The organism is Pseudonocardia kujensis (assembly GCF_021283305.1).
Lineage (GTDB): Bacteria > Actinomycetota > Actinomycetes > Mycobacteriales > Pseudonocardiaceae > Pseudonocardia > Pseudonocardia kujensis.
Map to the genome: position 1 here is coordinate 112,259 of NZ_JAJSOK010000013.1, position 24,090 is coordinate 136,348.

26 protein-coding genes and 1 pseudogene are annotated in these 24,090 nt (G+C 74.6%); 13 read left to right on the top strand and 14 right to left on the bottom strand.

Annotated elements, in window-relative coordinates:
* The first annotated feature begins 31 nt into the window (after window positions 1-31).
* Window positions 32-700: a 2OG-Fe(II) oxygenase gene (locus LWC35_RS12205; RefSeq protein WP_232870188.1), complete on the top strand. Its 669-nt coding sequence runs from the start codon at window positions 32-34 to the stop codon at window positions 698-700.
* A gap of 91 nt (window positions 701-791) precedes the next feature.
* On the top strand, window positions 792-1,673 hold the full coding sequence (locus LWC35_RS12210) for an alpha/beta fold hydrolase (protein ID WP_232870189.1): 882 nt from the start codon (window positions 792-794) through the stop codon (window positions 1,671-1,673).
* Between the two features lie 165 nt (window positions 1,674-1,838).
* Here the strand turns inward: LWC35_RS12210 and LWC35_RS12215 are convergent, their stop codons facing one another.
* From LWC35_RS12215 to LWC35_RS12245, 8 genes are all read right to left on the bottom strand, one after another.
* Window positions 1,839-2,819: an ABC transporter substrate-binding protein gene (locus LWC35_RS12215; RefSeq protein WP_232870190.1), complete on the bottom strand. Its 981-nt coding sequence runs from the start codon at window positions 2,817-2,819 to the stop codon at window positions 1,839-1,841.
* The gene (locus LWC35_RS12220; RefSeq protein ID WP_232870191.1) at window positions 2,816-3,295 is read right to left on the bottom strand and encodes a cupin domain-containing protein; all 480 of its coding nucleotides are present in this window, start codon (window positions 3,293-3,295) and stop codon (window positions 2,816-2,818) included. The genes LWC35_RS12215 and LWC35_RS12220 overlap by 4 nt, the downstream gene beginning before the upstream one ends.
* Entirely contained in the window at window positions 3,288-4,340 is a 1,053-nt protein-coding gene (locus LWC35_RS40230; protein WP_232870192.1) for an Rrf2 family transcriptional regulator, read from the bottom strand. Before LWC35_RS40230 ends, LWC35_RS12220 begins: the two co-directional genes overlap by 8 nt.
* On the bottom strand, window positions 4,337-5,440 hold the full coding sequence (locus LWC35_RS12230) for an LLM class flavin-dependent oxidoreductase (protein ID WP_232870193.1): 1,104 nt from the start codon (window positions 5,438-5,440) through the stop codon (window positions 4,337-4,339). Before LWC35_RS12230 ends, LWC35_RS40230 begins: the two co-directional genes overlap by 4 nt.
* 12 nt (window positions 5,441-5,452) lie before the next feature.
* On the bottom strand, window positions 5,453-6,166 hold the full coding sequence (locus LWC35_RS12235) for an ABC transporter ATP-binding protein (protein WP_232870194.1): 714 nt from the start codon (window positions 6,164-6,166) through the stop codon (window positions 5,453-5,455).
* Entirely contained in the window at window positions 6,139-6,993 is an 855-nt protein-coding gene (locus LWC35_RS12240; RefSeq protein WP_232870195.1) for an ABC transporter permease, read from the bottom strand. Before LWC35_RS12240 ends, LWC35_RS12235 begins: the two co-directional genes overlap by 28 nt.
* A 101-nt stretch (window positions 6,994-7,094) precedes the next feature.
* Window positions 7,095-7,172 (bottom strand): putative leader peptide, encoded by a 78-nt coding sequence (locus tag LWC35_RS40905; protein ID WP_372463038.1) that lies wholly within the window; start codon window positions 7,170-7,172, stop codon window positions 7,095-7,097.
* A gap of 383 nt (window positions 7,173-7,555) precedes the next feature.
* Complete coding sequence (locus tag LWC35_RS12245; RefSeq protein WP_232870196.1) at window positions 7,556-7,735, bottom strand: hypothetical protein; 180 nt, start codon at window positions 7,733-7,735, stop codon at window positions 7,556-7,558.
* A 280-nt stretch (window positions 7,736-8,015) separates the two neighbouring features.
* On the opposite strand from LWC35_RS12245, the gene LWC35_RS12250 reads away from it, so the two are divergent.
* From LWC35_RS12250 to LWC35_RS12275, 7 genes and pseudogenes are all read left to right on the top strand, one after another.
* Window positions 8,016-9,182 carry a fatty acid desaturase family protein gene (locus LWC35_RS12250; protein WP_232870197.1) on the top strand — a complete coding sequence of 389 codons (1,167 nt, stop codon included), beginning with the start codon at window positions 8,016-8,018 and terminating at the stop codon, window positions 9,180-9,182.
* A 20-nt stretch (window positions 9,183-9,202) separates the two neighbouring features.
* Window positions 9,203-9,517 (top strand): MocE family 2Fe-2S type ferredoxin, encoded by a 315-nt coding sequence (locus tag LWC35_RS12255; RefSeq protein WP_232870198.1) that lies wholly within the window; start codon window positions 9,203-9,205, stop codon window positions 9,515-9,517.
* A gap of 81 nt (window positions 9,518-9,598) precedes the next feature.
* Complete coding sequence (locus LWC35_RS12260; protein WP_232870199.1) at window positions 9,599-9,838, top strand: NAD(P)/FAD-dependent oxidoreductase; 240 nt, start codon at window positions 9,599-9,601, stop codon at window positions 9,836-9,838.
* Window positions 9,835-9,996 (top strand): annotated as a pseudogene (locus LWC35_RS40910) (NAD(P)/FAD-dependent oxidoreductase); the annotation flags it as partial. The gene LWC35_RS12260 and the pseudogene LWC35_RS40910, both read left to right, overlap by 4 nt.
* A 127-nt stretch (window positions 9,997-10,123) precedes the next feature.
* Window positions 10,124-11,662: a substrate-binding domain-containing protein gene (locus tag LWC35_RS12265; protein ID WP_232870200.1), complete on the top strand. Its 1,539-nt coding sequence runs from the start codon at window positions 10,124-10,126 to the stop codon at window positions 11,660-11,662.
* Between the two features lie 63 nt (window positions 11,663-11,725).
* Window positions 11,726-12,490, top strand: coding sequence for a crotonase/enoyl-CoA hydratase family protein (locus LWC35_RS12270; protein ID WP_232870201.1), 765 nt, complete (start codon window positions 11,726-11,728; stop codon window positions 12,488-12,490).
* 146 nt (window positions 12,491-12,636) lie between these two features.
* Window positions 12,637-15,150, top strand: coding sequence for an ATP-dependent Clp protease ATP-binding subunit (locus tag LWC35_RS12275; RefSeq protein ID WP_372463037.1), 2,514 nt, complete (start codon window positions 12,637-12,639; stop codon window positions 15,148-15,150).
* 28 nt (window positions 15,151-15,178) lie between these two features.
* On the opposite strand, the gene LWC35_RS12280 is transcribed toward LWC35_RS12275, so the two are convergent.
* The 6 genes from LWC35_RS12280 to LWC35_RS12305 form a co-directional block, all read right to left on the bottom strand.
* Entirely contained in the window at window positions 15,179-16,378 is a 1,200-nt protein-coding gene (locus LWC35_RS12280; RefSeq protein WP_232870202.1) for an MFS transporter, read from the bottom strand.
* Window positions 16,375-16,734, bottom strand: a complete 360-nt coding sequence (locus LWC35_RS12285) for a hypothetical protein (protein WP_232870203.1) — start codon at window positions 16,732-16,734, stop codon at window positions 16,375-16,377. Before LWC35_RS12285 ends, LWC35_RS12280 begins: the two co-directional genes overlap by 4 nt.
* Before the next feature lie 44 nt (window positions 16,735-16,778).
* Window positions 16,779-18,200 carry an MFS transporter gene (locus LWC35_RS12290; RefSeq protein ID WP_232870204.1) on the bottom strand — a complete coding sequence of 474 codons (1,422 nt, stop codon included), beginning with the start codon at window positions 18,198-18,200 and terminating at the stop codon, window positions 16,779-16,781.
* Between the two features lie 80 nt (window positions 18,201-18,280).
* Window positions 18,281-19,066 carry a VOC family protein gene (locus LWC35_RS12295; RefSeq protein ID WP_232870205.1) on the bottom strand — a complete coding sequence of 262 codons (786 nt, stop codon included), beginning with the start codon at window positions 19,064-19,066 and terminating at the stop codon, window positions 18,281-18,283.
* A 201-nt stretch (window positions 19,067-19,267) separates the two neighbouring features.
* Complete coding sequence (locus LWC35_RS12300) at window positions 19,268-20,290, bottom strand: DNA polymerase IV (protein ID WP_232870206.1); 1,023 nt, start codon at window positions 20,288-20,290, stop codon at window positions 19,268-19,270.
* Window positions 20,287-20,868: a hypothetical protein gene (locus LWC35_RS12305; RefSeq protein WP_232870207.1), complete on the bottom strand. Its 582-nt coding sequence runs from the start codon at window positions 20,866-20,868 to the stop codon at window positions 20,287-20,289. Before LWC35_RS12305 ends, LWC35_RS12300 begins: the two co-directional genes overlap by 4 nt.
* A gap of 236 nt (window positions 20,869-21,104) precedes the next feature.
* Between LWC35_RS12305 and LWC35_RS12310 the strand changes: the two genes are divergently transcribed.
* The 4 genes from LWC35_RS12310 (at window position 21,105) to LWC35_RS12325 (ending at window position 24,060) form a co-directional block, all read left to right on the top strand.
* Window positions 21,105-21,677, top strand: coding sequence for a hypothetical protein (locus LWC35_RS12310; protein WP_232870208.1), 573 nt, complete (start codon window positions 21,105-21,107; stop codon window positions 21,675-21,677).
* Between the two features lie 136 nt (window positions 21,678-21,813).
* A complete protein-coding gene (locus tag LWC35_RS12315; protein WP_232870209.1) occupies window positions 21,814-22,125 on the top strand; it encodes a hypothetical protein in 312 nt (103 codons plus the stop codon).
* A 58-nt stretch (window positions 22,126-22,183) separates the two neighbouring features.
* Window positions 22,184-22,864: a GntR family transcriptional regulator gene (locus tag LWC35_RS12320; RefSeq protein ID WP_443690204.1), complete on the top strand. Its 681-nt coding sequence runs from the start codon at window positions 22,184-22,186 to the stop codon at window positions 22,862-22,864.
* Complete coding sequence (locus LWC35_RS12325) at window positions 22,861-24,060, top strand: MFS transporter (RefSeq protein ID WP_232870210.1); 1,200 nt, start codon at window positions 22,861-22,863, stop codon at window positions 24,058-24,060. Before LWC35_RS12320 ends, LWC35_RS12325 begins: the two co-directional genes overlap by 4 nt.
* The last annotated feature ends 30 nt before the right edge of the window (window positions 24,061-24,090 follow it).

Below are 24,090 nucleotides of genomic sequence, written 5' to 3' on the forward strand. Positions count from 1 at the left end.
CGCGGGCGGCCACCGCTGGTGGGGTGAAGGCATGGATCTCGCGGAGGAGCTCGAGGGCACCGGGGTCGCGCACGTCCCGGGCGTGCTGTCCCCGGAGGAGTGCGCCGAGGTGGCGGCCCTGTTCGACGACGACGCGCGCTTCCGCAGCACCGTCGTCATGGCCCGGCACGCGTTCGGGGAGGGGACCTACCGCTACTTCGCCGACCCGCTGCCGGAGGTCGTGCAGCGGCTGCGCGAGGAGTGGTACCCGCCGCTGGCGGAGGTCGCGAACGCCTGGGCCGAACGCCTCGGTGAGCGGACGTACCCGCCCACGCTCGCCGAGCTGCGGGCGGAGTGTGCGGAGCGCGGCCAGCGCCGGCCGACCCCGCTGCTGCTGCGCTACGGGCCGGGCGGGCACAACCGCCTGCACCAGGACGTCTACGGCGACCTCACCTTCCCGCTGCAGCTGCTGGTGATGCTCAGCCGGCCCGACGTCGACTTCACCGGCGGCGAGAGCGTGTTCGTCGAGCAGGTGCCGCGGCAGCAGTCCCGGCCGGTCGTCGTGCGGCCGGGCCAGGGCGACGCCGTGGTGTTCCCGGTGCACCACCGGCCCGCCCGCGGTGCGCGCGGGGACCACCGCCGGCAGCTCCGGCACGGGGTCAGCGCAGTGCACACGGGGGAGCGGTTCGTGCTGGGGATCATCTTCCACGACGCCCCGTAGCGGCCCCCGAACATGACCGAGGGGGAGTGACGACGATCGTCACGCCCGACAGGACCGGCCCGCGGCGGCGCCGCGTGCGACGATCCGACCCGTGGACCCGACCGCGACCGAGGACGCCCCCCGCTGGTTCCGGACCGCGCTGGCCGAGCCGCCGGTGCACCGCGACACGGAGGTGGAGGGCGCGCGCGTGCACTACCGCGCCTGGGGCGAGGAGGGCCGGCCGGGCCTGGTCCTCGTGCACGGCGGCGCCGCACACTCCGGCTGGTGGGACCACGTCGCGCCGTTCTTCTCGGCCCACGCCCGGGTCGTCGCGCTCGACCTGACCGGACACGGCGACAGCGACCACCGCGGGGAGTACGACCTCGACCTGTGGGCGCGCGAGGTCATGGCCGTGGCATCGGCCGGGGGTGTCGCCGGCCCGCCGACGGTGATCGGGCACAGCATGGGCGGCTGGGTGACCGCGACCGTCGGCGCGCGGTTCGGCACCGACGTCGACGGCATCGTGATCATCGACTCGCCGCTCGACGAGCAGCCCCCCGAGGAGGAGCGGCTGCGGCGGAAGAACCGGACGGCGAAGGTCTACCCGGACCGCGGGACGATCCTCGGCCGCTTCACCACGATGCCGGCGCAGGAGGTCCTGCTGCCGTACGTGCGCCGGCACATCGCCGAGGAGTCGGTCAAGGCCGTCGACGGCGGCTGGAGCTGGAAGTTCGACCCGAGCCTGTTCGCCGAACGCGTGCTGCTGCGGGACATGCTGCCGGAGCTCAAGTGCCGCGCCGGCTTCCTCCGCTCGGAGTTCGGTCTGGTCCCGGACACGATGGCCGCCCAGATCGACGCCCTGCTCGGCCACCGCGTCCCGATCGTCGACCTCCCCGCCACCGGCCACCACCCGATGCTCGACCAGCCGCTGGTGCTGGTCACCGCGCTGCGCGCGCTGCTGCGGCAGTGGGCGGTGGACTCGCTCGAGGACTGAAGCGGGCCCCGGCGCATGCCGTGCTCGGCGGGAACACGGCGCATGCCGTGCCGGTCGACGTTCGCGCCGGCGTCCATCCCCGAGCGGGGGTGCCGCCGGCCACCGGCGTACACCACCGGCTCGGTGAGGTGGAGGGCCAGGTGCATCACTGCACGGTCTGCGCGGTCACCGGGCGTTCGCGGGCGACAGGTCCTGGACCGCCTCGGACACCTCGACCTTCTTGCGCAGCACGCCGTAGGCCTGGTAGTCGTCCGCGACCGTCTGGATCTCGCCGACCAGGGACTGGTCCAGCGGGACCAGGGAGCGGTTGGCGCGGTGCGACATCAGGTCCGCGACGGCGGCGGGCCGCTGGGTCAGCTTCGTGTAGATCGCGGCGTTCTCGGCCGGGTGGCCCGCGGCCCACTCCACGGCCCGGCCGTAGCGGGAGACGAAGTCCTGCATGGCCTGCTTCCGGCCGGCGTCGGAGAGGGCGTCGGTGTTGGCGTCGAGGAAGGTCAGGCCGGGGGCGAGCCCGTCCGGCCCGCGCAGCACGCGGGCGCCCTGCTCCTGCTGGGCGACCGCGGTGTACGGGTCCCAGGTGGCCCAGGCGTCGATCGCGCCGGACGACATCGCGGCGGCCGCGTCGACCGGCTGCAGGAAGGAGACGGTGACGTCCTTGTCGGTGAGCCCGGCTTCCTTGAGCGCCTGCAGCAGCAGGTAGTGGCCGACCGAGCCCTGCGTCGTCGGGGAGACGGTCCTGCCCCTGAGGTCCGCCACCGACCGGATCGGCGAGTCCTTCGGCACGATCAGCGACAGGCCGTACTGCTGCGGGACCTTGGTCGCCGCCACGATCTTGATGTCGTCCGTGGACGACAGCGCGGTCAGGGTCGGCGCGTCGCCCGCCACGCCGATGTCGACGGCCTTGCCGCGCAGGGCCTCCAGCACCGGGGCGGCCGCGGGGAACTGCGCCCACTCGACCTTGTAGGGCGCACCCTGCAGCGCGCCGGAGGCCTCGAGCAGTGCCTGCTGGATGCCGGCCTGGTCACCGACCTTGAGGGTGACGGTGGACAGGTCGACCGGCCCGTCGCTCCCGGCCGAGCCGCCCGACGAGCAGGCGGCCAGGCCGAGGGCGGCGACGGCCAGGAGGGAGGTGAGCAGACGCTTCACGAAGGGTTCTCTTCCAGGGGGTAGAGGGCGGGGAGGTTCACGACGATCCCCTCCTGGGTGCTGCGGGAGATGACGACCACGGCCGGGTTCTCCGGGTCCGGGTTCTCCTCGCGGTGCGGGACGAACGGCGGCACGAAGATGTAGTCGCCGGGCTCGGTCTGCAGCGCGACCTCGCCGGTGCCGTCGTGGAAGACGAACCGCGGGTTGCCGCTGACGATGTAGATCGAGGTCTCGGCCTCGCCGTGGTGGTGGTCGCCGGAGTTGGTGGCGGGCGCGACGTGCGTCTCGCCGGTCCAGAGCTTCTCCGAGCCCACGGTCTTGCCGCTCACGGCCTCGCGGCGGGTCATGCCCGAGGTCTGCAGGGTGTCGCCGGTCAGGTCGGCGTTCTTGATCAGGTGCACCCGGGCCCGGTCCGGCAGCTGCGCCTGGGCCGTGGTGAAGTCGGGGTGGAAGGCGGTGTTGTCCAGCTCAGGCATGGTTGCTCCCGGTGGTCAGTTCGAGGACGGAACGCTCCTCGAGATACTCGCGCACGGTGCGCTCCAGATCGCCCCACGGGGCGCCGGCCGGCACGGTCGCGATGGCGCCCTCGGTGGCCCGGACGACGTCCGCGAGGGTGATCTCCGCGGCGTCCCGGGCGAGCCGGTAGCCGCCCTCGCAGCCGCGGCGGCTGCTCACCAGGCCCGCCTTCCGGAGCTGGATCATGATGTTGACCAGCGAGTTCAGTGGGATCGCCCGGCTGCGTGCGATCTGCTCGCAGCGGACCGGGCCGGCGTCGGCCACGATCAGCTCGGCGATGGCGCGCAGCGCGTAGTCGAGCCGGGCCGAGACGTGCAGCGGCGCGGCCTTGCGGGACGTGGTCTCGCGCACCGCGGCCTCGACGAACCCGGCGCCCTTCGCGACGCCCTCGAGGAACGTGACGATCCGGGCGGCGACGATCCGGTGGAACTGGTCGTTGAGGACGTCGTGCACGCCGTCCCGGACGACGGCGACCTCTGCGGTGAGCGCGCGGACGGCCTCGACCGGGGCGATCGGGTCGGCCTCGCCGTGCAGCACCAGGGTCGGCACGTCCGGGAGCGCCCCGGGGTGTTCCGGGAGGTCGCCGGTGAGCTCGCCCCAGCGGAAGTCCGGGTCGGCGTCGAGGACCTGCCGGTGGACCGGGCAGGCGGTGCGGGCGGCGATCTCGGCGTCGTGGTCGGCCGGGGCGTCGCCGTCGCCCAGGGGCAGCGCGGCGAGGACCAGGGCGTCGGGGGCGTTCTGCGCGGCGATGCTCCACGCGCGCAGGGCGCCCGCGTCGGACCCCAGCAGGACCCGGGCACCCTCGCCCTCGACCAGGGCGGCGGTGACCTCGGCGTCCGTGGCGTCCGCGTGCGGGACGACGACGGTGTACCCGTCGAACGCGAGCCGCGTGCCGAAGCGCGCGTAGACGCCGGGGTTCTCGCCGCGGCCGACGAGGACCACGACGGTGCCGCGGACCGCGGCGGCGGGGGTGAAGACGGTGGGGGCGGGTGCGGCTGTCGTCACGCGGACACCTTCTGGTTCCGCCGGGTCACCTCGGCCCGGACGAGGGGGAGCAGGTCACGGCCGTACGCGGTCGCGTCGGCGAGGGGGTCGTAGCCGCGGATCAGCAGCGTGGTCACGCCGATGTCGACGTAGTCCAGCATCGCCTGCGCCACCGTCTCCGGGGTGCCGACGAGTGCGGTCGAGTTGCCCGCCGCACCGGAGGCGGCCGCGGTGGCGGTCCACAGGCAGCGGTCGTGGACCTCGCCCTTCTCGGCCGCCGCGAGCAGGCGCTGGGAGCCGACGTTCGACGGGCCGCCCTTCTCCCGCATCCGGGCGCCGGTGAACGAGCCGTGCCCACCCTTGGCGGCCACGATCGCGTCCCGGATCGCGTGGGCACGCTCCCAGGCCTGCTCCTCGGTGGCGCCGAGGATCGGGCGGAAGGACACGCTGATCCGGGGGAGCTCGCCGCGGCCCGCGGCGCGGGCCGCCTCGTGCACCCGCGCGATCTGCTCGGCGGTCTCGGCGAGGGGCTCGCCCCACAGCGCGAACACGTCCGCGTGCTTGCCGCCGACCCGGAACGCCGCCTCGGAGGAACCACCGAAGTAGATCGGGATCCGGCTGCTCAGCGGGCGGATCTCCTGCTGCACACCGGCCACGTGGTACTGCTCGCCCTCGTGGTCGAACGCCTCGGGCTCGTACCAGGAGCGGCGGACCACGTCGAGGTACTCGTCGGTGCGGGCGTAGCGCTGCTCCTTGTCCAGCCAGTCGCCGTCCCGGCGCTGGTCGACGTCGCTGCCCCCGGAGATGACGTGCATCGCGACCCGGCCGCCGCCGGAGAAGTGGTCCAGCGTGGCGTACTGCCGCGCGGCCAGCGTGGGGGCGGTGAAGCCCGGGCGGTGCGCGACCAGGAAGCCCAGCCGCTCGGAGTGCGCGGCGGCGAAGGCGGCGACCTGCAGGCCGTCCGGTGTGGACGACGAGTGGCCCACCAGGACCTTGTCGAAGCCGCCCTCCTCGTGGGCGGCGACGAAACGGCGCACCGTGTCGCGGTCGACGACCGGGCCGGACGCGGGGTGGATCTCCGAGACCTCCTGGGTCCCGATCATGCCGATGAACTCGACCATCGTGGTCTCCTCCTAGTGCACGCCGAGCCGGGCGAGCAGCTCGGCGCGCAGGCGCTGGAACTCGGGATCGGTGACGTCGCGCGGGCGGTCGATCTCCACGGGGGAGTCGTAGCCGATCTTCCCGTCCTGCATGACCAGCACGCGGTCCGCGAGCGCGAGGGCCTCCTCGACGTCGTGGGTGACGAGCAGGACCGCGCAGCCGTGCCGCTGCCACACCTCGTCGACCAGCCCGCGGGCGGTGATCCGGGTGAGCGCGTCGAGCGCGGAGAAGGGCTCGTCGAGCAGCAGCAGGTCCGGCTCGCGGACCAGGGCGCGGGCCAGGGCGGCGCGCTGCGCCTCGCCGCCGGAGAGCACCTTCGGCCACACGTCGACCCGGTGGGCGAGGCCCACCTCGGTCAGCGCGGCCACGGCGCGCTCGCGGTCCGGCTTGCCGGGCAGGCCGAGGACGACGTTGCGCCACACCTTCTTCCACGGCATCAGCCGCGGGGCCTGGAAGCCGACGGCCCGCCTGCGGGGCACGGTGACCTGGCCGGAGACGTCGCGGTCCAGGTCGGCGAGGATCCGCAGCAGGGTGGACTTGCCGCAGCCCGACGCGCCGAGCAGCGCCACGAACTGGCCGGGCTCGATGTCGAGGTCCAGGTCGTCGATCACCGCGCGGTCGCCGAAGCTCCGGGTGAGGCCGCGGACCTCGACCGCCTTCACCTGCCGCTGAACGCCGGTCGCCACGACAGCAGCCCCCTCTCGAGACCACGCACGATCATGTCCGCGACCAGGCCGAGGATCGCGTAGAGCGCCAGGCAGACGACGATGATGTCCGTCGCGAAGAACTCGCGGGCCTTGTTCATCTCGTAGCCGATGCCGGACGTCGCGTTGATCGTCTCGCCGAAGACGAGGGCCAGCCAGGCGGTGCCCAGCGCGTAGCGCAGGCCGATCAGGAACTGCGGCATCGCCGACGGCAGGATCACGTGCCGGACCTGGCCGAACCAGCCGAGCCCGAGCGTCCGCGCGGCCTCGACGAGCGAGGAGTCGACGTTGCGGATGCCGCCGTAGAGGTTCAGGTAGAGCGGGAAGGTCACCGCGAGCCCGACCAGGATGATCTTGGGCTCCTCGTCGATCCCGAACCAGATGATCAGCAGCGGGATGAGGCCGATGACCGGCACGGTGCGCAGCATCTGCATCGGCGCGTCGATGATGTCCTCGCCGCGGCGGAAGAGCCCCGCGAGCGTGGCGAGCACGACCGCGGCGACCAGGCCGACCCCGAGGCCGGCGAGCACCCGGATCACCGAGGTGACCACGGCGCTCTGCAGCGAGCCGTCCGCCCACATGCCCGCGGCGGTCTGCACCACGGTCAGCGGCGAGGCGAGCGTGTCGTCCTCGAGCACCCCGACCCCCGACAGCAGCTGCCACAGGGCGATCAGGACGATCGGCGAGATCGTCTTGAGGACCCAGCGCGGCACGCGGCCGGCCCCGCGGGCGGTCTCGGAGGTCAGCGTGACGGTGTCCACTGCGGAGGGGGGCGGTTGCACCCGTGCCCGCTCGGGCGTGGTGGTCATGGATGTCCCTTGGGGGCGAACGGGCACCCGGGAGCCAGAACACGCCGGGCGCCCTGGATGGATCGCCGCCGAGGGTGGGGCGGCGCGGTCCGACGAGGGCGTCAGCGCGGACAGAGGGCCGACGCCACGCGCTGGAGGTCGATGTGACCCCGCGTGGTGAGGAGCGCCGAGCCGGTCATGAGGCGACGGTAACCCGGTCCGGGCGCGATTCCCAACTCCGGACGTTGGGATTGCGAAGCCGGTCACAGAGGGCGTTCTGCCTGGTGGGACGGCACCTCGACGGTCCGGACATTCCCCGCCGCACCGCGGCGCCCACGCCAGCGGGGCGACCCGGGGCGGTAGCGATCGCGCGGCTGAGTGCGCTCTGCGCCGGCACACCCGTACCTGCGCGACGCGGGCCGTCGACCGGTCGTGCCGCCGATCTGCAGGATGTGCGACCCCGCCACCGAGTGACCGCACGGGGGTGAACCGCGCGGGCATCCCGCGCGGCCGCCGTTCACCCCGCCAGGTCAGGCCTCCGGCTCAGATCTCCGGGGTCAGATCTCCGGGTCGGGCCGCCGGGTCAGACCTCCGGAGCGGCGTCGAGGGCGGGGTCGGTGTCCAGGTCCAGTTCCCGCCGCAGGATCTGGGCGGGGACGGAGACGCTGGTGCGCGGGCGCCGCATCGGCGTGCGCAGGGCGATCGTGAGTTCGTGCGCGAGGTCGTAGCCGTAGTCGCTGTGCGGATCCTGATCGCCCGACATCGTCGTCTCCTTGCTGCCGCCGGGATCGTGCTGACGCTCCGTAACGGGACGTGCCCGTTGGGTGCACGAGAATCATCGCCCGGTCGGTCACCGGGCGGCAAGGAAAGTCCACCGACCGGAGTCGACTCTCCACGGTCGGGGGACGGGCGGTGGCGTGTCCGGGGTCTGCTGCTTTGTGAGGACAAAGTCTTGACAGCTCGCCGCCCGGTCCCGACCATTGGTCGTTGTTGGAGCGCTCCAATCACGTGCTCCGCCGGCTGACGACGAGGTGGTCGACGACATGGGTAGGGAAAGGCTCGAGCGCTACGACCTGACCGGGCCCGAGAACCGCGCCGCGGTGCAGTCCGGGCTCGCCGGCGCGACGTGGTTCCGCAGCGCCGTGCCGCGCAAGCGGATGAAGGAGCTCATGCGCCGGACCGACGGGCCGGCGATCCGCGACACCGCCCTCTGGGTCGGGCTCATGGTCGCCTGCGCCGGGGCCGGGATCGCGCTCTGGGGCAGCTGGTGGGCGGTGCCGTTCTTCCTGGTCTACGGCGTCCTCTACGGTTCGGCCTCGGACTCCCGCTGGCACGAGGCCGGACACGGGACGGCGTTCCGGAGCCGGTGGCTCGACGAGGCCGTGTACCAGGTCGCCTGCTTCATGATCATGCGCGATCCGACGGCGTCGCGCTGGAGCCACACCCGCCACCACACGGACACCCTGGTCGTCGGGCGCGACCCGGAGATCAACGTGATGCGGCCGGCGCGGCTGGCGAAGCTGCTGGCCAACTTCCTCGGGCTCGTCGACGTGCCGCTCGCGTTCCGCGCCATGGCCGTCCACGCCGTGGGCAGGCTGACCGTCGAGGAGGCCGACTTCGTCCCCGAGTCCGAGCGGCCGAAGGTCTACCGCACCGCCCGGGTCTGGCTCGCGATCTACGTCGTGGCCGTCACCGCCGCGGTCGTGTTCGGCACCTGGCTGCCGCTGGTGCTGGTCGGCGGCCCGCGGATCTACGGCACCTTCATGCACGTCGTCTACGGGCTCACCCAGCACGCGGGCATGGGCGAGAACGTGCTCGACCACCGGCTCAACACCCGCACCGTGCGGATGTGCCGGGTGAACCGCTTCCTCTACTGGAACATGAACTTCCACGTGGAGCACCACATGTTCCCGATGGTCCCGTACTACCGGCTGCCGGAGCTGCACGAGGAGGTCAGGCACGACTGCGCGCCCGTCTACCCGTCGCTGTGGGCCGCGTACCGGGAGATCGTGCCCGCGGTCCTGCAGCAGCTGAAGGACCAGGACCACTACGTGAAGCGCGAGCTGCTGCCCGGCGCCGCGCCCTTCCACATCCCGAACGAGCTCACCGACGGCCGGGCGCGCCCGCTCGCCGCCGCGGCCACCCCGAGCGCCCCGGCCTCCGATCAGACCGCCCCCGACCCGACCGTCCCCGACCCGACCGCCGCCTGACCCACCACAGGAGACCCGCCATGCCCCAGTGGATCGCCGCCTGCGAGACCGACGACGTCGACCCCGAGGACGTCGTCCCGTTCGAGCACGCCGGCAACGCCTACGCCGTGTACCGCTCGCCCGACGACGCCTACTTCGCCACGGACGGCCACTGCACCCACGAGCGCGAGCTGCTCTGCGACGGGCTCGTCATGGGCGGGGTGATCGAGTGCCCCAAGCACAACGGCCGCTTCGACTACACCAGCGGCAAGGCGCTCGGCGCCCCGGTGCTGGTCGACGTGCGCACCTATCCGACGAAGGTCGAGGACGGCACCGTCTACATCGGGGTCCCGTGACCGGGCCCGGCGGCGTCGTGCCCGGCGGCGTGGTGATCGTCGGGGCCGGCGAGTGCGGCACCCGGGCGGCCCTGGCCCTGCGTGCGGAGGGGTACGCAAGGCCCGGTCACGCTCGTCGGCGGCGAGCCCGGGCACCCGTACGAGCGCCCGCCGCTGTCCAAGGCGGTCCTGTCCGGGGCCGCGGACCTCAGCCTGCTCTGCACCCAGGAGCGGCTGGTCGAGGCCGGGGTCGTCCACCTCGCCGGGGTCGCGGCCACCGCGCTCGACGTCCGCGCGCAGGCGAGGTGGCGGCCACGGCCGCCGGGCTCGGCTGCGCCGTGACCGTCGTCGAGGCCGCGCCGCGGCTGATGGGCCGCGCGGTGCCCGAACGCCTCGCGGCCCGCGTCGCCGCCCGGCACGCGGCGGCCGGGGTCGACGTCCGCTGCGGCTGCCCGGTCGCGCGGCTCGAGCCGGGCCGGATCGTGCTCGCCGACGGGCAGGTCGTCGAGGTCGACGTGGTCGTGGCCGGGATCGGTTCGGCCCCGGGGACCGCCTCGGCGAGGGCGCCGGACTCGCCGTCGAGAACGGGATCGTGGTCGACGGGGCCTCGCCACCTCCGCGCCGACCGTGTTCGCCGCGGGGTACTGCTGCTCCTTCCCGAACCCGCTCGACGACGACCGTCGTGTGCGGCTCGAGTCGTGGCGGGCCGCGCAGGAGCAGGGCGCGCACGCTGCCCGGGCGATGCTGGGCTCCTCGGTGTCCTACGCCGCGGTGCCGTGGTTCTGGAGCGACCAGTACGAGCTGTCGCTGCAGGTCGCGGGCCTGCTCGGGGTGGCGACCGAGGAGGTGCTCCGGCCGCGCCCGGACGGCGCCGAGCTCTGGTTCGGCCTCGACGCCGGACGCCTGGTGGCCGTGGCCGGGATCGGGACGGGCACCGCCGTCGCCAGGGACGTCCGGATCGGCGAGCTGCTGATCGGCCGCCGGGCCACCCCGGCCCCGCGGTCCTGGCGGACCCGGGTGTCGCGCTCAAGCCGCTGCTGCGCGCGCCATCGCCCGTCGGGTGAGAGAGGGCGCGGTAGCGTGACGCCGCTGCCGTCCCGGGAGGCACGTGTGGGGATCCGCGAGACCGGCCGGCCGACCCTGGAGACGGTCGCCGCGCGGGCGGGCGTGTCGAAGTCGCTGGTCTCGCTCGTGCTGCGGGACTCGCCGAAGGTCAGCCCGGCCCGGCGGGAGGCGGTGCTGGCCGCGATCGCGGAGCTGGGGTATCGGCCCAACGCGGCCGCGCGCCGCCTGGCCGAGCGCCGCTCGCACAGCGTCGGCGTGCTGCTCAACGACCTCCACCAGCCGTGGTTCGCCGACGTGCTCGACGGGGTCGGGCCGGTTCTGCACGCCGAGGGCAAGCACATGCTGCTCGGCGACGGCCGGCTCGATCGGATGATGGACGACACGCTGACCTGGTCGTTCCTGGAGCTCGGGGTCGACGGGCTGATCGTCGCCGGCTCCGGGCCGCCGTCGGCCGCGCTGGTCGACGTGGCCCGCCGGATCCCGACGGTCGCCGTGGGCGGGCGGGACCTGGACGACGACGGCGCGCTCCCGACCGTGGACGTCGTGGCCTACGACGACCGCGCCGGCGCCGCCCTCGCCGTCGGGCACCTCGTGGAGCTGGGGCACCGCCGGATCGCGCACCTCGCGGGGCCGCCCGGCAGTGCGGGCCGCGACCGGGCGCAGGGGTACGAGGAGGCGATGCGGGCCGCCGGGCTGGGCGCCGAGATCCGGGTCGCGGCGAGCGACGTCAGCGAGGAGAGCGCCCGCCACGCCGCGGCCGCGCTGCTCCGGGGCCCGGACCGGCCCACCGCGGTCTTCGCCTACAACGACATGGTCGCGATGGGCGTGTCCTCGGCGGCCGTCCGGCAGGGGCTGCGCGTGCCCGAGGACCTCTCGCTCGTCGGGTTCGACAACTCGGGGTTGGCCCGGCTCCCCGCGGTGTGGCTGACCAGCGTCGACGGTGCCGGCGAGCACATCGGCGCGCGGGCCGCGCGGATGCTGCTCCGGCGGATGGCCGAGCCCGCGCGGGCGCGCGAGGTGGAGCTGGTCGCGCCGTCCCTGGAGGTGCGGGGGTCGACGGGCCCGCCCGCGGGGGTGTCCGCCGGCCCGGCCGCGCTCTAGGGTGTTCTTGTAGAGCGTTCGTTCAGTTCGGGCGACGCGGGCGAGCAGGCAGTGGGAGGAAACGTGTCGGACGAGGTCCTCGTCGAGCGCCGCGGCGCGGTGCAGGTCATCACGATCAACCGGCCGCAGCAGAAGAACGCGCTGAACCTCGGTGTGGCGCAGGGGATCGCGGCGGCCGTCGACGAGCTCGACGCGTCGGACGAGCTGCGGGTGGGCGTGCTCACCGGGGCCGGCGGCGCCTTCTCCGCCGGCATGGACCTCAAGGCCTTCCTGCGGGGGGAGAGCCCCTCGATCGAGGGGCGCGGGCTCTGCGGGATCACCCAGGCCCCGCCGCGCAAGCCGCTGATCGGCGCCGTCGAGGGGTGGGCGCTCGCGGGCGGGTTCGAGCTGCTGCTGGCGTGCGACCTCGTCGTCGCCGCGCGGACCGCGCGGTTCGGGGTTCCCGAGGTCAAGCGCTCGCTGGTCGCCGCGGGTGGGGCCGCGCTGCACCTGCCGCGGCGGCTGCCGCCGGCGATCGCGCTGGAGCTGCTGCTCACCGGCGACCCGATCTCCGCCGAGCGGGCGGCCGAGGTGGGCCTGGTCAACCGGGTGACCGACGAGGGCGGCGCCCTCGACGGGGCGGTCGCGCTGGGCGAGACGATCGCCGCGAACGGGCCGCTGGCCGTGGCCGCGACCAAGGAGGTCGCGCGGCAGACCGTGGACTGGACGCTCGCCGACATGTGGGCGAAGCAGGAGCCGATCATCCGCCCGGTGTTCTCCTCGGAGGACGCGAAGGAGGGCGCCACGGCGTTCGCGGAGAAGCGCGCGCCGGTGTGGAAGGGCCGCTGAGCCGGTCCCGACTCCGGCCCCGATCCCGGCGCTGATCGGGCGCCGGTCCCGCCCGCGCACGCGGTGACGCGGGGCACGGGGGACGGTTTCGCCGGGTGACCGGGGGGAACAACCTCCGGTCGGACACCCGTCGAGAGGAGATTCCCGTGACCGGCTTCTTCGGGCCCGGATCAGGCTTCCCGCACATGGGTCCCGGCGATCCGCGCGGCCCCGCGCACCGGATCGACCTGACCCGCCTCATGAGCCAGGGCGCGAAGGAGATCATGGCCGCCGCGGCCCAGGAGGCGATCGACCGCGGCGACGCCGATCTCGACGCGACGCACATGCTGCTCGCCTCGACCCGCTTCGAGCCGACCCGCAAGTGGCTCGCGCGGGCCGGGGCGGACCCGGACACCGTCGCCGACGCGCTGGAGAAGGGGTTGCCGCGCGGCGAGCAGACGGGCCGCGCCCCGGCGCTCACCCCGGCGGCGAAACGCGCGCTGCTCGACGGGCACCAGATCTCCCGCTCGTTCGGCTCCACCTACATCGGCCCCGAGCACCTGCTGCTGGCGCTGGCCGCCAACGAGGAGTCCGCGGCCGGCCGGCTCCTCGCCGAGGCCCGGTTCGCGCCGAACCAGGCCACGCAGGGGCCCGGCGGCCCCGCGCCGGAGGTCGCCGCGAACTCGTCGACCCCGACGTTGGACCAGTACGGCCAGGACCTCACGCAGGCCGCCCGCGACGGCCGGCTCGACCCGGTCATCGGCCGCGCGGATGAGATCGAGCAGACCATCGAGGTGCTCTCCCGGCGGACCAAGAACAACCCGGTGCTGATCGGCGAGGCCGGCGTCGGCAAGACGGCCGTGGTCGAGGGCATCGCCCAACGCATCGCCGACGGGGAGGTCCCCGACACGCTCAAGGACCGCCGCGTCGTGCAGCTGGACCTGTCCGGGGTCGTCGCCGGCACCCGCTACCGCGGTGACTTCGAGGAGCGGATGCGCTCGGTGATCGAGGAGATCCGGGCCCACTCCAAGGAGCTGATCGTCTTCATCGACGAGCTCCACACCATGGTCGGCGCCGGGACCGGCGGCGGCGGCGCGGGCGGCGGCGGAGGGTCCATGGACGCCGGCAACCTGCTCAAGCCCGCGCTCGCCCGCGGCGAGCTGCACGTCATCGGTGCCACCACGCTGGACGAGTACCGCCGCTACATCGAGTCCGACGCGGCGTTGGCCCGGCGGTTCCAGGCCGTGTACGTGCCGGAGCCGTCCGTGGAGGACACCTACGCGATCCTGTGCGGGCTGCGGGACCGGTACGAGGCGCACCACCAGGTCCGCTACACGGAGGAGGCGCTCGAGGGCGCCGCGCAGCTCTCCGACCGCTACATCACGGACCGGTTCCTGCCGGACAAGGCCATCGACCTGATGGACCAGGCCGGCGCGCGGGTGCGGCTGCGCACCCGGACCCCGAGCGTCGACCGTCGGGACCTGGAGCAGCGCCTCGAGCAGCTGACCCGGGACAAGGACCAGGCCGTGGCCGACGAGCAGTTCGAGCGCGCCGGCGAGCTCCGGGACGAGATCGCCGAGCTCCGCACGCAGATCGCGGCCAGTCGGGGTGCGGGTCCGGGCGGGGTGCCGGAGGTCGGCATCGAGGACATCGCCGAGGTCATCTCCCGTTCCACCGGGATCCCGGTCGCGCAGCTCACCGAGTCCGAGCGCGAGCGGCTGCTGCGTCTGGAGGACGAGCTGCACCGGCGCGTCGTCGGGCAGGACGAGGCCGTGCGGGCGGTCGCCGAGGCCATCCGCCGCTCGCGCACCGGGCTCGGCGACCCCGACCGCCCCGTGGGCAGCTTCCTGTTCCTCGGCCCGACCGGCGTCGGCAAGACCGAGCTGGCCAAGGCCCTCGCCGTGGCGCTGTTCGGCGAGGAGGACCGGATGGTCCGCCTCGACATGAGCGAGTACGGCGAACGGCACACCGTCGCGCGGATGGTCGGGGCGCCCCCCGGCTACGTCGGCTACGGCGAGTCCGGCGAGCTCACCGAGGCCGTCCGGCGCCGTCCGTACTCGGTGCTGCTGCTCGACGAGATCGAGAAGGCCCACCCGGACGTCTTCAACACGCTGCTGCAGGTCCTCGACGACGGCCGGCTCACCGACGGCCAGGGGCGCACGGTCGACTTCCGCAACACGGTGATCATCATGACCTCGAACGTCGGGTCGGAGCTGATCACCAGCCGCGGCGCGACGTTGGGCTTCGGCTCCACCGCCGAGCGCACGTCGGAGTCCCCGGAGGACGCGGTGCTGCGGGAGCGGCTGATGCCGCGGCTGCGCGAGGTGTTCCGGCCCGAGTTCCTCAACCGGATCGACGAGACCATCGTCTTCCGCCGGCTCGAGCCCGAGCAGCTCGAGGAGATCACCGGGCACCTGCTGCACGAGGTGGAGGAGCGGCTGTCCGAGCGGCACATCGCGCTCGAGGTCGACCCCGAGGCCGTCCACTGGCTCTCCGAGCACGGCTACCAGCCCGAGTTCGGCGCCCGGCCGCTGCGCCGCACGATCCGCCGGGAGCTGGAGAACCGGCTCGCCGGGCTGCTGCTGGCCGAGCAGATCGAGGAGGGCGCGCGGGTGCACGTGGGCGTGAGGGACGACGCGCTCGACCTCAGCGTGCGGCGCTCGCCCGAGCCCGTCGGCTGAGGCGCCCGCGGACGGATGGTGCTCCCGCTCAGTCCCTCCGGACGGGAGCGCCGCCCGCTCCCGGCCGGCGGGCGTAGCGGGCGAGGAGCAGCGGGGCGGCCACGGCCAGCGCGGCCGAGGCCGCCAGCGTGACCCGGAGGATCGCGGGGAAGTCGCCCGCGTCGGCCGCCGGCCCGGCCACGGCGGTGCCGGCCGCGCTGCCGAGGAACAGGGTCGCGGCGAAGAGCGCGATCGTGGTCGCCCGCTCCTGCGGGACGACCGAGGTCGCCCAGTTCTGCAGGGTGGAGTGCAGGAAGGCCCAGGCGCCGCCCAGCAGCAGCCCCCCCGCGACCGCCGTCGGCAGGGTCACCGCCGCCGCGGGGACGCCCCACCCCGCGACCAGCAGGACCCCGCCGACGGTGGCGAGCGCGGTCGTCGACAGCCGGCCGACGAGCGGGCGGACCGAGCGGGAGAACAGCACGACGCCCACGCCGTACCCGGCCGCCGCGAGCCCGGAGACGGTCGGGGAGAAGCCGAGGGACTCGACGGCGGGCGCGACGTAGGTGAGCACGCCGATCACCACTGCACCCTCGGCGAAGACCAGGACCAGCACGACGAGGGCCCACCGCTCGCGCAGCACCGTCGCCAGGGCCCGCAGCGGGGCGGACGGCGTCTTGCGCGGCGGTTCGGGCAGCCGGCGCAGCACGACGCCGAGCGCGAGGGCGAGGAGTGCGGTCACCGCCAGCACCACGCGCCAGCCCGCCCGGTCCCCGAGGGCCCCGGCCCCGGCCGTGGCGAGGGCGACGCCGAACGACGTCGCCGCGGCCAGGTCCACCAGGGCCCGTTGCCGGATGGACTGCGGCCAGGTGTCGCCGACGTAGACCAGCCCCGCCGGGTTGACCGCGCCGAAGCAGCCGCCCGTGATCGTCCGCAGCAGGGCCAGGACCAGCACGGACGGCGCGAACGCCGACGCGACGCCGGCGATCCCGGCGATCACGAGCGCGATCCGCATGACCCGGACCAGCCCGATCCGGTCGCCGAGCATGCCCCAGACCGGCTGCAGGAGGCCGTAGGCCAGGAAGTACGCCGAGGCGACGGCCGCCGACTGGGCCAGCGACGCCCCCAGCTCTGCCCCGATCGCGAGCAGCAGCGGCGAGATGGCGAACCGGTCGAGGCTGCTGATCGCGACCGCGGCCTGCAGCAGCCGCAGCGCGCCGCGACCGCCCGGGGGTTCGGTGGTCGTGCTCATCCCAGCCATGCGTACGCGGTCTGCCGGGAGATCCCCAGCGCCTTCGCCATGGGGCTGATCTCGAGCCCGCGTTCGCGGCCCTCGAGCAGGAGGCGGCGCTGCTCGGCACGCAGCTCCTCCATCCGCGCCGCCACGTCGCTCATCTCGGCCAGCAGCGCCTGCGCCTCGTCGCCGGCACCCGCGCGCGACCGGCCGGCGCCGGGGCGGGGGAAGGCGCGGACCTCCTCGGCGGACCAGCGGCGCGGGCCGTCGCCGGGGAGCGGGGCCGGTGCCTGGCCGCGGGAGACATAGCTCGCCCAGGTCCCGGGCCGCACGCCCCACGCCTCCGCGCACTGCGCGGCCGTCCAGGTCTCCACGCCCGCGATCCTAGGTTCCGGGCACCGGCGACCGTGCCCCCCGCTCACCACCGTCCGCGGTGGTTGGGCAGCCGGGCGGCCGCGACCGCCGCGGCGGTCAGCAGGCCGGCCAGCACCACGAAGCAGACCGCGGCGGCGAGGCCGGGGTCGTCGGCGGCGGTGACGGCCGCGGTGGTGACGGAGACCGCGGCGATCCCGCCGATCTGCCGGAACATGATCCGCAGGCCCGAGACGGCGGTGACGTCGTCGCGCACGAGGTGCATGCCGGCGTTGTTCGCGGCCGGTCCCGCGAGACCCATCCCGAGCCCGGTCACGGCCGCGGCGAGGGTCAGCCAGACGGCGGGGGAGACCCCCGCGGGCGGCAGGGCGCCGAGGACCAGGCCCGCCACGATCCCGCCCAGCCCGACCAGCAGCAGCGGCCGGTGCCCCACCCGGCGCAGCAGCGCGACGGACACCCCGGACGAGGCGATCGTGCCGATCGCGCGCGCGGTCAGCAGGACGCCGGCGGCCAGCGGGAGCACGGCGTAGCGGACCTGGGCGTAGAGCGGCAGGAGCGCGGAGAAACCGATGATCGCCGCGCCGAACAGCACGTTGGTCGTGTTCATGATCCCGAGGCCGCCGCCGCTGAGCAGCCGCGCCGGCACGACGGCGTCGGCGTGCCGGCGCGCGTGCCGCAGGAAGAACCCGCCGGCGACGAGGGCCACCGCCCCGGCCAGCGCCACGCCGACGGGCCCCGCGACGCCGTCGCCGATGGCGCCGACCCGGGTGATCGCGACCATCGTCGCGAGCAGCGCCACGGTCAGCAGCGCGATGCCCGCGACGTCGACCCGCTCCGGGCGGCTCCGCGGCGGGTCCTGGACCAGCAGCGCCCCGGCCACCACGAGCACGGCACCGATCGGCAGGTTGACCAGGAAGATCCCGCGCCAGGACCACACGGTGAGGATCAGGCCGCCGACGAGCGGGCCGAGGATCGCGCCGATCGGGAAGACGCTGGTGAACAGGGCCAGCGCGCGGTCGCGGTCCCGGCCGAACGCATGGGCGACGATGCCGTTGGCCGCCGGCAGCATCAGCCCGCCGGCCAGGCCCTGCACGAACCGGCAGGCGATCAGCTGGCCGACGTCGGTGGTCGCCGCGCAGGCGCAGGACAGGGCCGTGAACGTGGCGACGGCGCACAGGAACACCCGCCGCCGGCCGAACTGCTCGCCGAGCCGGCCGCCCAGCGGCAGGGCGAGGATCTGGCCGACCGCGTAGATCGTGACCGTCCAGCTCGCCCACGCCAGGCTGGCCCCCAGGTCCCGCTCGAGCGTCGTCAGGGCGGTCGCCACCGAGGTCTGGTCCAGCGAGAACATCAACAGGGCGACACCGACGACGGCGAACACGGCACGACGACGGGGGAGCGGGGCGAGGCCCGACCCGTCCGCGACCGGGATCTCCTCGGGTGCCCTGCCGCGGACGGTTTCGGACACGAGGGCGCCACCTGCTTTCCCGGGAGTTACCGGGCACAGTAGTTTGCTTGACACAAGCAAAGCAAGTGGCGCCGCGGACCTCAGCCCTGGTCGCCCGCCAGGATCTCCTGGTGCACGGCGAAGGGGGCGCCGAACGGGTCGCCGAGTACCGCCATCCGCCCGAACGGCGTGTCCTGCGCGGCCATCACCACGCCCCCGCCGCGCTCGGTGGCGGCGGCGACCGCCGCGTCGACCGACTCGACGCCGAAGTAGACGAGCCAGTGGCTCGGGGTGCCCTCCGGCGCGCCCATCGTGCCGCCCATCCCGCCGAGCGGTTCGTCCCCGAGCCCGAAGGTGCCGTACTCCGCGAGCGGGAGGCCCGGGACCTCGGCGAACCGGTACGGGAACAGCCCGGCGTAGAACTCGCGGCCGCGCTCGACGTCCGTGAGCCGCGCGTCCTCCCACACCAGCGAGCCGGGCTGGTTGAACACCTCGATCCCGACCTGCCCGGCCGCCTGCCAGAGCCCGAACACGCCGCCGGTCGGGTCGGAGCACACGGCCATCCGGCCGGTCTCCGGGATGTCCATCGGGCCGGCGAGCACCGACCCGCCGCCGTCCGTGACGAGCTTGGTGGTGGCCTCGACGTCGTCCGTCGCCAGGTAGAGCGTCCAGAAGCTGGGCTGACCCTCCTGCATGACGGGCCCGATGCCGGCGGCCGCGCGACCCTCGGTCTGGCAGAGGTTGAAGTGGCCGTACTCCTCGCCCGTGTCGACGAACGACCAGCCGACCACGGCGCCGTAGAAGGCGAGCGCCGCCGGGAGGTCGGGGACCGCGATGTCGGCCCAGCAGGGCGCGCCGTTGGGCCACGGGGTGTCGGTGAAGGGCATGGCGATCTCCTCCGGAGCAGCGGATACCGGTGCGCAGCGGAGCGTCCCACCGGGCACCGACGGTTCCGGAGAACCGTGCGCCGAGCGGTCGTCCGCCAGGGAGGAACCACCCCGGTCCGGCCCGGCGGCACCGGCTGGGAACGACCTCGGCGGATCACCACCTCCTCGAAGGGACCTCGGCTCGAGGGGCCGAGGGGGTTCTCACTCCACGAACTCCGCCCGCACCCCGAGCAGCCGCACGGCCCGGTCCTGCCGGAACCAGCCGGCGACCTCGAGGGCGGCGTGCTCCAGCACCGCGGGGTCGCGGGTCGGGGCGGGGAGGGTGGTGCTGCGGGTGCGGGTCAGGAACGGCGCGTAGCGGACCTTGACCCCGACCCGGGCGACGTCCCGTCCCTCGGCGGCGACGTCCTCGGCCACCCGCGCCGCCAGGGCCGAGACCTCGGCGAGCACCGCCGTCCAGTCCTCGAGGTTCGCCGGGAACGTCGTCTCGCGGCTGCGCGAGCGTGGGACGTACGGCGAGGCCTCCATCTCGGTGCGGCCCATGCCGCGGCCGAGCGAGACGTAGTACGGCCCCATCCGTGGGCCGAGCCGCTCGCCGACGGCCGCGGGGGAGGCCTCGGCGAGCTGCGTGACGGTGTGGATGCCGAGCTCGGCGAGCTTGCGGGCGGTCCTGGTGCCGATCCCGTGGAGGACCTCGGTGGGCCGGTCGCCGAGTGTCGCGAACCAGTTGTGCGCGGTGATCCGGTGCACGCCCCCGGGCTTGGCGAAGCCGGTCGCCATCTTGGCGCGCAACGTGTTGTCGCCGATCCCGACCGCGCACGACAGCCGGGTGCGGGCGCGGACCGCGACCTGGACCGCGCGGGCGAGGGCCTCCGGGTCGTCGCCGTCCCACTGCAGGAAGGCCTCGTCCCAGCCGATCACCTCGACGACCACCGGGAACTCCCGCAGCACCGCCATCACCTCGTCCGACGCCGCCTCGTACGCCGGGTTGTCGGCGGGGAGGAGGATGGCGTCGGGGCACTTCCGCGCGGCCAGTCGCATCGGCATCCCGGAGTGCACGCCGAACCGCCGCGCCTCGTACGAGGCGGTCGCCACGACGGTCCGCGCGGCCGGGTCGCCGTTGCCGCCGACGATCACCGGGCGGCCGGCCAGCTCGGGGTGTCGCCGCTGCTCGACGGCGGCCAGGAACTGGTCCAGGTCGACGTGCAGCACCCAGCGGGTCACCCCGCGAGTGTGCCCGCCGCGGGTGGCCGGTCGCGCGGGCACGGGGACGGGGGGACCGCCTCGGGCCCGACGACGCGGGGCCGGGCGTGCGCCGCGGCGTCGAGGGCGCCGGCGACCAGGCGCAGGGTGCGCCGGTCGGTGCAGGTCGCGAGCAGCTCGGCCTGCTCGACGGCGTCGGGGCAGGTGGCGGACGCGTTCCGGTGCGCCCGGCACAGCGCGTCGAGGTCGAACAGCGGCTCGCCGGGGAGCGGGCGGACCGGACGGGGCACCGCGAGTACCGCCGTGAGCAGCCGGAACGCCTTGAACCCGACGAGGTAGAGCCCGCTCGGCAGGGCTCGGTCGGCGTCCGGGGCCCCGGCCGCCGGCGTCCACCGCGCGACGGCCAGGACGCCGCCGTCGGCCACGGCCCACGCGTCGACCGCGGGCGCGTGCGGGTCCCGCGTCCATGCCGTCGCGACGTGCTGCGCGGCGAGCCACTCGCGGACGCGGGGACGGGCGTCCGGGGTGACGTCGAAGACGGTCGGCGCAAGCGAGGAGCGGCCGAACAGCCCCGTCCACTCGCCCGTACCCGCCGTCATGGCACCTCCCCCGAGTGGCAGGAGCATAGGGGCGGCGGCGCCGCCGCCGCAGCGCTGTGCACCGATCCGGGTACGCAGAGTCGTCATACCGGCGAGCGGTTTACTACGCACGGTGATCGAAGTCCGGAAAGGACACGATCGTGGGACACCGCGGCCGGCCGGTAACGGGGCAGGATGGCTCCCACGATCCAGGAAGCGACGAGCGTTCCACTGGCGACGGACAGTTGGAGGACGAGATGAGCGGCGAGCAGGAGCACGGCACCCCCGGCGGCACCGGGGGGCGCGAGGGCGTGCGGCCGTTCGTCCCGCGCCAGGCTCCGTCGCCCTCCGACCTCGCCAAGGTCCGCCGTCTCACCCCGCGCCCGCGGACGTCCCCGGAGGCCGCCGAGCGCGAGGCGAGGGAGCCGCGGGGCCCGGTCCGCGACCCGGACCGCGCGCGCATCCTGCTGCGCTACGCGAGGCTGATGAGCACCGGCCGTCCCGTCTTCTGCAAGCCGAGCCGCGCGGAGCTCGCCGGAACCGCACCGCGGCGGCAGGGCGTCGGGGCGGACGGCAAGGTGATCTACCCGGACCGCGAGTCCGCGGAAGCGGCCGCCCGCGAGCTGGAGGAGCTGGGCGCCCGGGCGCAGCGGGCCTACGTGTGCAAGCGCTCGCGCCACGGCCACTACCACCTGACGACGGACCTCGTCCGCGAGCGCCGCCGCACCGGTCTCGAGGTCCCGGAGCAGGCCACCGGGAGCCCGCTCGACCCGGGGACCGCCGCGGCGCTGGCCGCGATCCCGCACCAGCGGGACCGGCGTTCCGCCTGATCCACCCGCACCGTCCCTCGTCCCGGGACGGGTTTGGGTTTCGTCTTCCGGGTGACTCCGACCTCGGCTACCGTCGCGTGTGTCGGCGATCACACGGTGATCGTCGCCACCCGTCCACCACCGGGGAGGAACGTCCGTGAACCCGTATCGCCTGCAGGAGCGCCTCGACTCCGTGCCGGACTCGCTCGACGCCGGCCAGCGGGCCCGCCTCGGCGCGCACCGCAGTGCCGTCGAGGAGTGTCGTGAGCGGATCGCCGAGCTGCGTGGGGAGCTGCGTCGCGCGCTGTCCGGCATCGACGGACCACGCCACACGCTGGAGATCATGACCGAGCTCGACGCGCTCGAGCGCGTGCAGCAGCGCCTGGACTCGCGCCTGTCCGATCTCTGCGACGAGCTGACCGGCACCGCGCCGACCGTGCCCTACGGCGACGACGCACCGCTGACCTGACAGGGCACGGCTGCAGGCATAGATACAAGCTTGCATCTGACTTGCTAGGGTCTCGGGCGTGCCCCCGAACCCCGACGCCTCACGTCCGGACACCGCACGTCCGGACACGGACGGGCAGGTGCCCGCCGCCGACCGGGCCTATGCCCTGACCAAGGAGCTGGTGCTCACCGGCGAGCTGCCCGGCGGGCACCTGTTCAGCGAGGGCGACATCGCGGCGCGGCTCGGCGTGAGCCGTACCCCGGTGCGGGAGGCGTTCCTGCGGCTGCAGGCCGAGGACCTGCTCACGCTGATCCCGAAGCGTGGCGCGGTCGTCGTGCCCGTGCCGCCGGGGGAGGCCGAGGACGTGCTCGACGCCCGCGAGGCCGTCGAGACCGCGGCCGTCCGCCGGCTGCTGCGCCGCCCCGAGCAGGTCCCGGCGGCCGTCGCCGAGCTGCGGGCGGCGCTGGACGTGCAGCGGGGGCACGCCGACCGGGGCGACCTGCAGGCCTTCGCCGAGGCCGACGAGACCTTCCACCGGACCCTCGTCGCGGCCGGGCGCAACGCGCTGACCATGCGGTTCTACGCCACGCTCGCCGACCGCCAGCGCCGGATGAGCGTGCACGCGCTCGGCCCGGTGCCCGAGCAGCTCCCGGTGGTGCTGCGCGAGCACGAGGAGCTGATCGGGATCGTCGAGGCCCGCGACGAGGCGGCGTTCGCCCTCGCCCTGCGGGCCCACCTGGACGGGACACACCGGCGATGAGCACGGAACGCGGCGGACGGAACCTGTGGCGGGCCGCCGCGGCCGCCGTCCTCGCCTGCGGCTGGGGCGGCAACCAGTTCACCCCGCTGCTGGTCGTGTACCGCGAGTCGGGGCTGTCGATCCTCACCGTCGACGCGCTGCTGGGCGCGTACGTCGTCGGGCTCGTGCCGGGGCTGCTGACGGTCGGGGCGCTGTCCGAGCGGTACGGCCGCAAGCCGGTGATGGTGGCCGGAACCGCGGCGTCGCTGGTCGCGAGCGTGTTCCTGGCGCTCGGCGACGTCGGCTGGATCGCGGCGGGCCGGTTCGTGACGGGCCTCGGCGTGGCCGTGGCGATGGCCGTCGGTTCGACGTGGGTGACCGAGCTGTCCGTGCGGGGTGGGGCGGAGCGGGCCACCGGGACCCGGCGCGGCGCGCTCTGGCTGACCCTCGGGTTCGGGCTCGGCGCCGGGGTCGCGGGCGTGCTCGCGCAGACCTCGGTCTCGCTGGGGGCGCCCTTCCCGCTGGAGCTCCCGTACGTCGTGCACGCCGTACTGGCCGCGGTCGCGCTGCTCGCGATCGTCCGGCTGCCCGAGACACGGGTGGCCCCGGCGGCCGCGCGGACCACCGGTCGCTTCGCGGGGGCCCGGCACCCGCGGTTCCGGCGGGTGATCACCCCGATGGCGCCGTGGATCTTCGGCTCGGCGGGTGTGGCCTACGCGATCATGCCGCAGCTGGTGGGGGACCGGCTGGGGACCTGGGGGCTGGCCTACTCCACGTTGCTCACCGTGTGCACGCTCGGCGCCGGTGCGCTGGTGCAGCCGCTGGCCAAGCGCCTGGACCGGACGACGAGTGCGCGCGGCGTCGTCGTCTCGATGATCGTGATGTCGGCCGGGTTGGCGGTGAGCGCGGTCGCGGCAGTGGTCCGGTCGCCGGTGGTCGCGCTGGTGGCGGCGGTGGTGCTCGGCGCCGCGTACGGGATCGCGGTGGTCTCCGGACTGCTGGAGCTGCAACGCCTCGCCCGGCCGGACGAGCTGGCCGCCCTCACCGGGGTCTACTACGCGCTGGCCTACGTCGGGTTCCTGCTGCCGTCGATCCTCGCCGTGCTCAGCGGCGTGGCGAGCTACCCGGTGCTGCTCGGTTGCCTCGTGCTCGTCGCCCTGGGTGGGACGGCGGTGATCCTGCGGCACTCCCGCCGCCACCTCCCGGTTCCCGCATAGCTCCCGACTCGCGGTGCCGGAACTCCCGAC

Bases quoted from the DNA above. Each gene is read 5' to 3' on its own strand.
- LWC35_RS12205 (WP_232870188.1), top strand. From the start codon at position 32: ATGGATCTCGCGGAGGAGCTCGAGGGCACCGGGGTCGCGCACGTCCCG.
- LWC35_RS12220 (WP_232870191.1), bottom strand. From the start codon at position 3,295: ATGCCTGAGCTGGACAACACCGCCTTCCACCCCGACTTCACCACGGCC.
- LWC35_RS12230 (WP_232870193.1), bottom strand. From the start codon at position 5,440: ATGGTCGAGTTCATCGGCATGATCGGGACCCAGGAGGTCTCGGAGATC.
- LWC35_RS12240 (WP_232870195.1), bottom strand. From the start codon at position 6,993: ATGACCACCACGCCCGAGCGGGCACGGGTGCAACCGCCCCCCTCCGCA.
- LWC35_RS40905 (WP_372463038.1), bottom strand. From the start codon at position 7,172: ATGACCGGCTCGGCGCTCCTCACCACGCGGGGTCACATCGACCTCCAG.
- LWC35_RS12245 (WP_232870196.1), bottom strand. From the start codon at position 7,735: ATGTCGGGCGATCAGGATCCGCACAGCGACTACGGCTACGACCTCGCG.
- LWC35_RS12250 (WP_232870197.1), top strand. From the start codon at position 8,016: ATGGGTAGGGAAAGGCTCGAGCGCTACGACCTGACCGGGCCCGAGAAC.
- LWC35_RS12255 (WP_232870198.1), top strand. From the start codon at position 9,203: ATGCCCCAGTGGATCGCCGCCTGCGAGACCGACGACGTCGACCCCGAG.
- LWC35_RS12280 (WP_232870202.1), bottom strand. From the start codon at position 16,378: ATGAGCACGACCACCGAACCCCCGGGCGGTCGCGGCGCGCTGCGGCTG.
- LWC35_RS12295 (WP_232870205.1), bottom strand. From the start codon at position 19,066: ATGCCCTTCACCGACACCCCGTGGCCCAACGGCGCGCCCTGCTGGGCC.
- LWC35_RS12305 (WP_232870207.1), bottom strand. From the start codon at position 20,868: ATGACGGCGGGTACGGGCGAGTGGACGGGGCTGTTCGGCCGCTCCTCG.
- LWC35_RS12310 (WP_232870208.1), top strand. From the start codon at position 21,105: ATGAGCGGCGAGCAGGAGCACGGCACCCCCGGCGGCACCGGGGGGCGC.
- LWC35_RS12325 (WP_232870210.1), top strand. From the start codon at position 22,861: ATGAGCACGGAACGCGGCGGACGGAACCTGTGGCGGGCCGCCGCGGCC.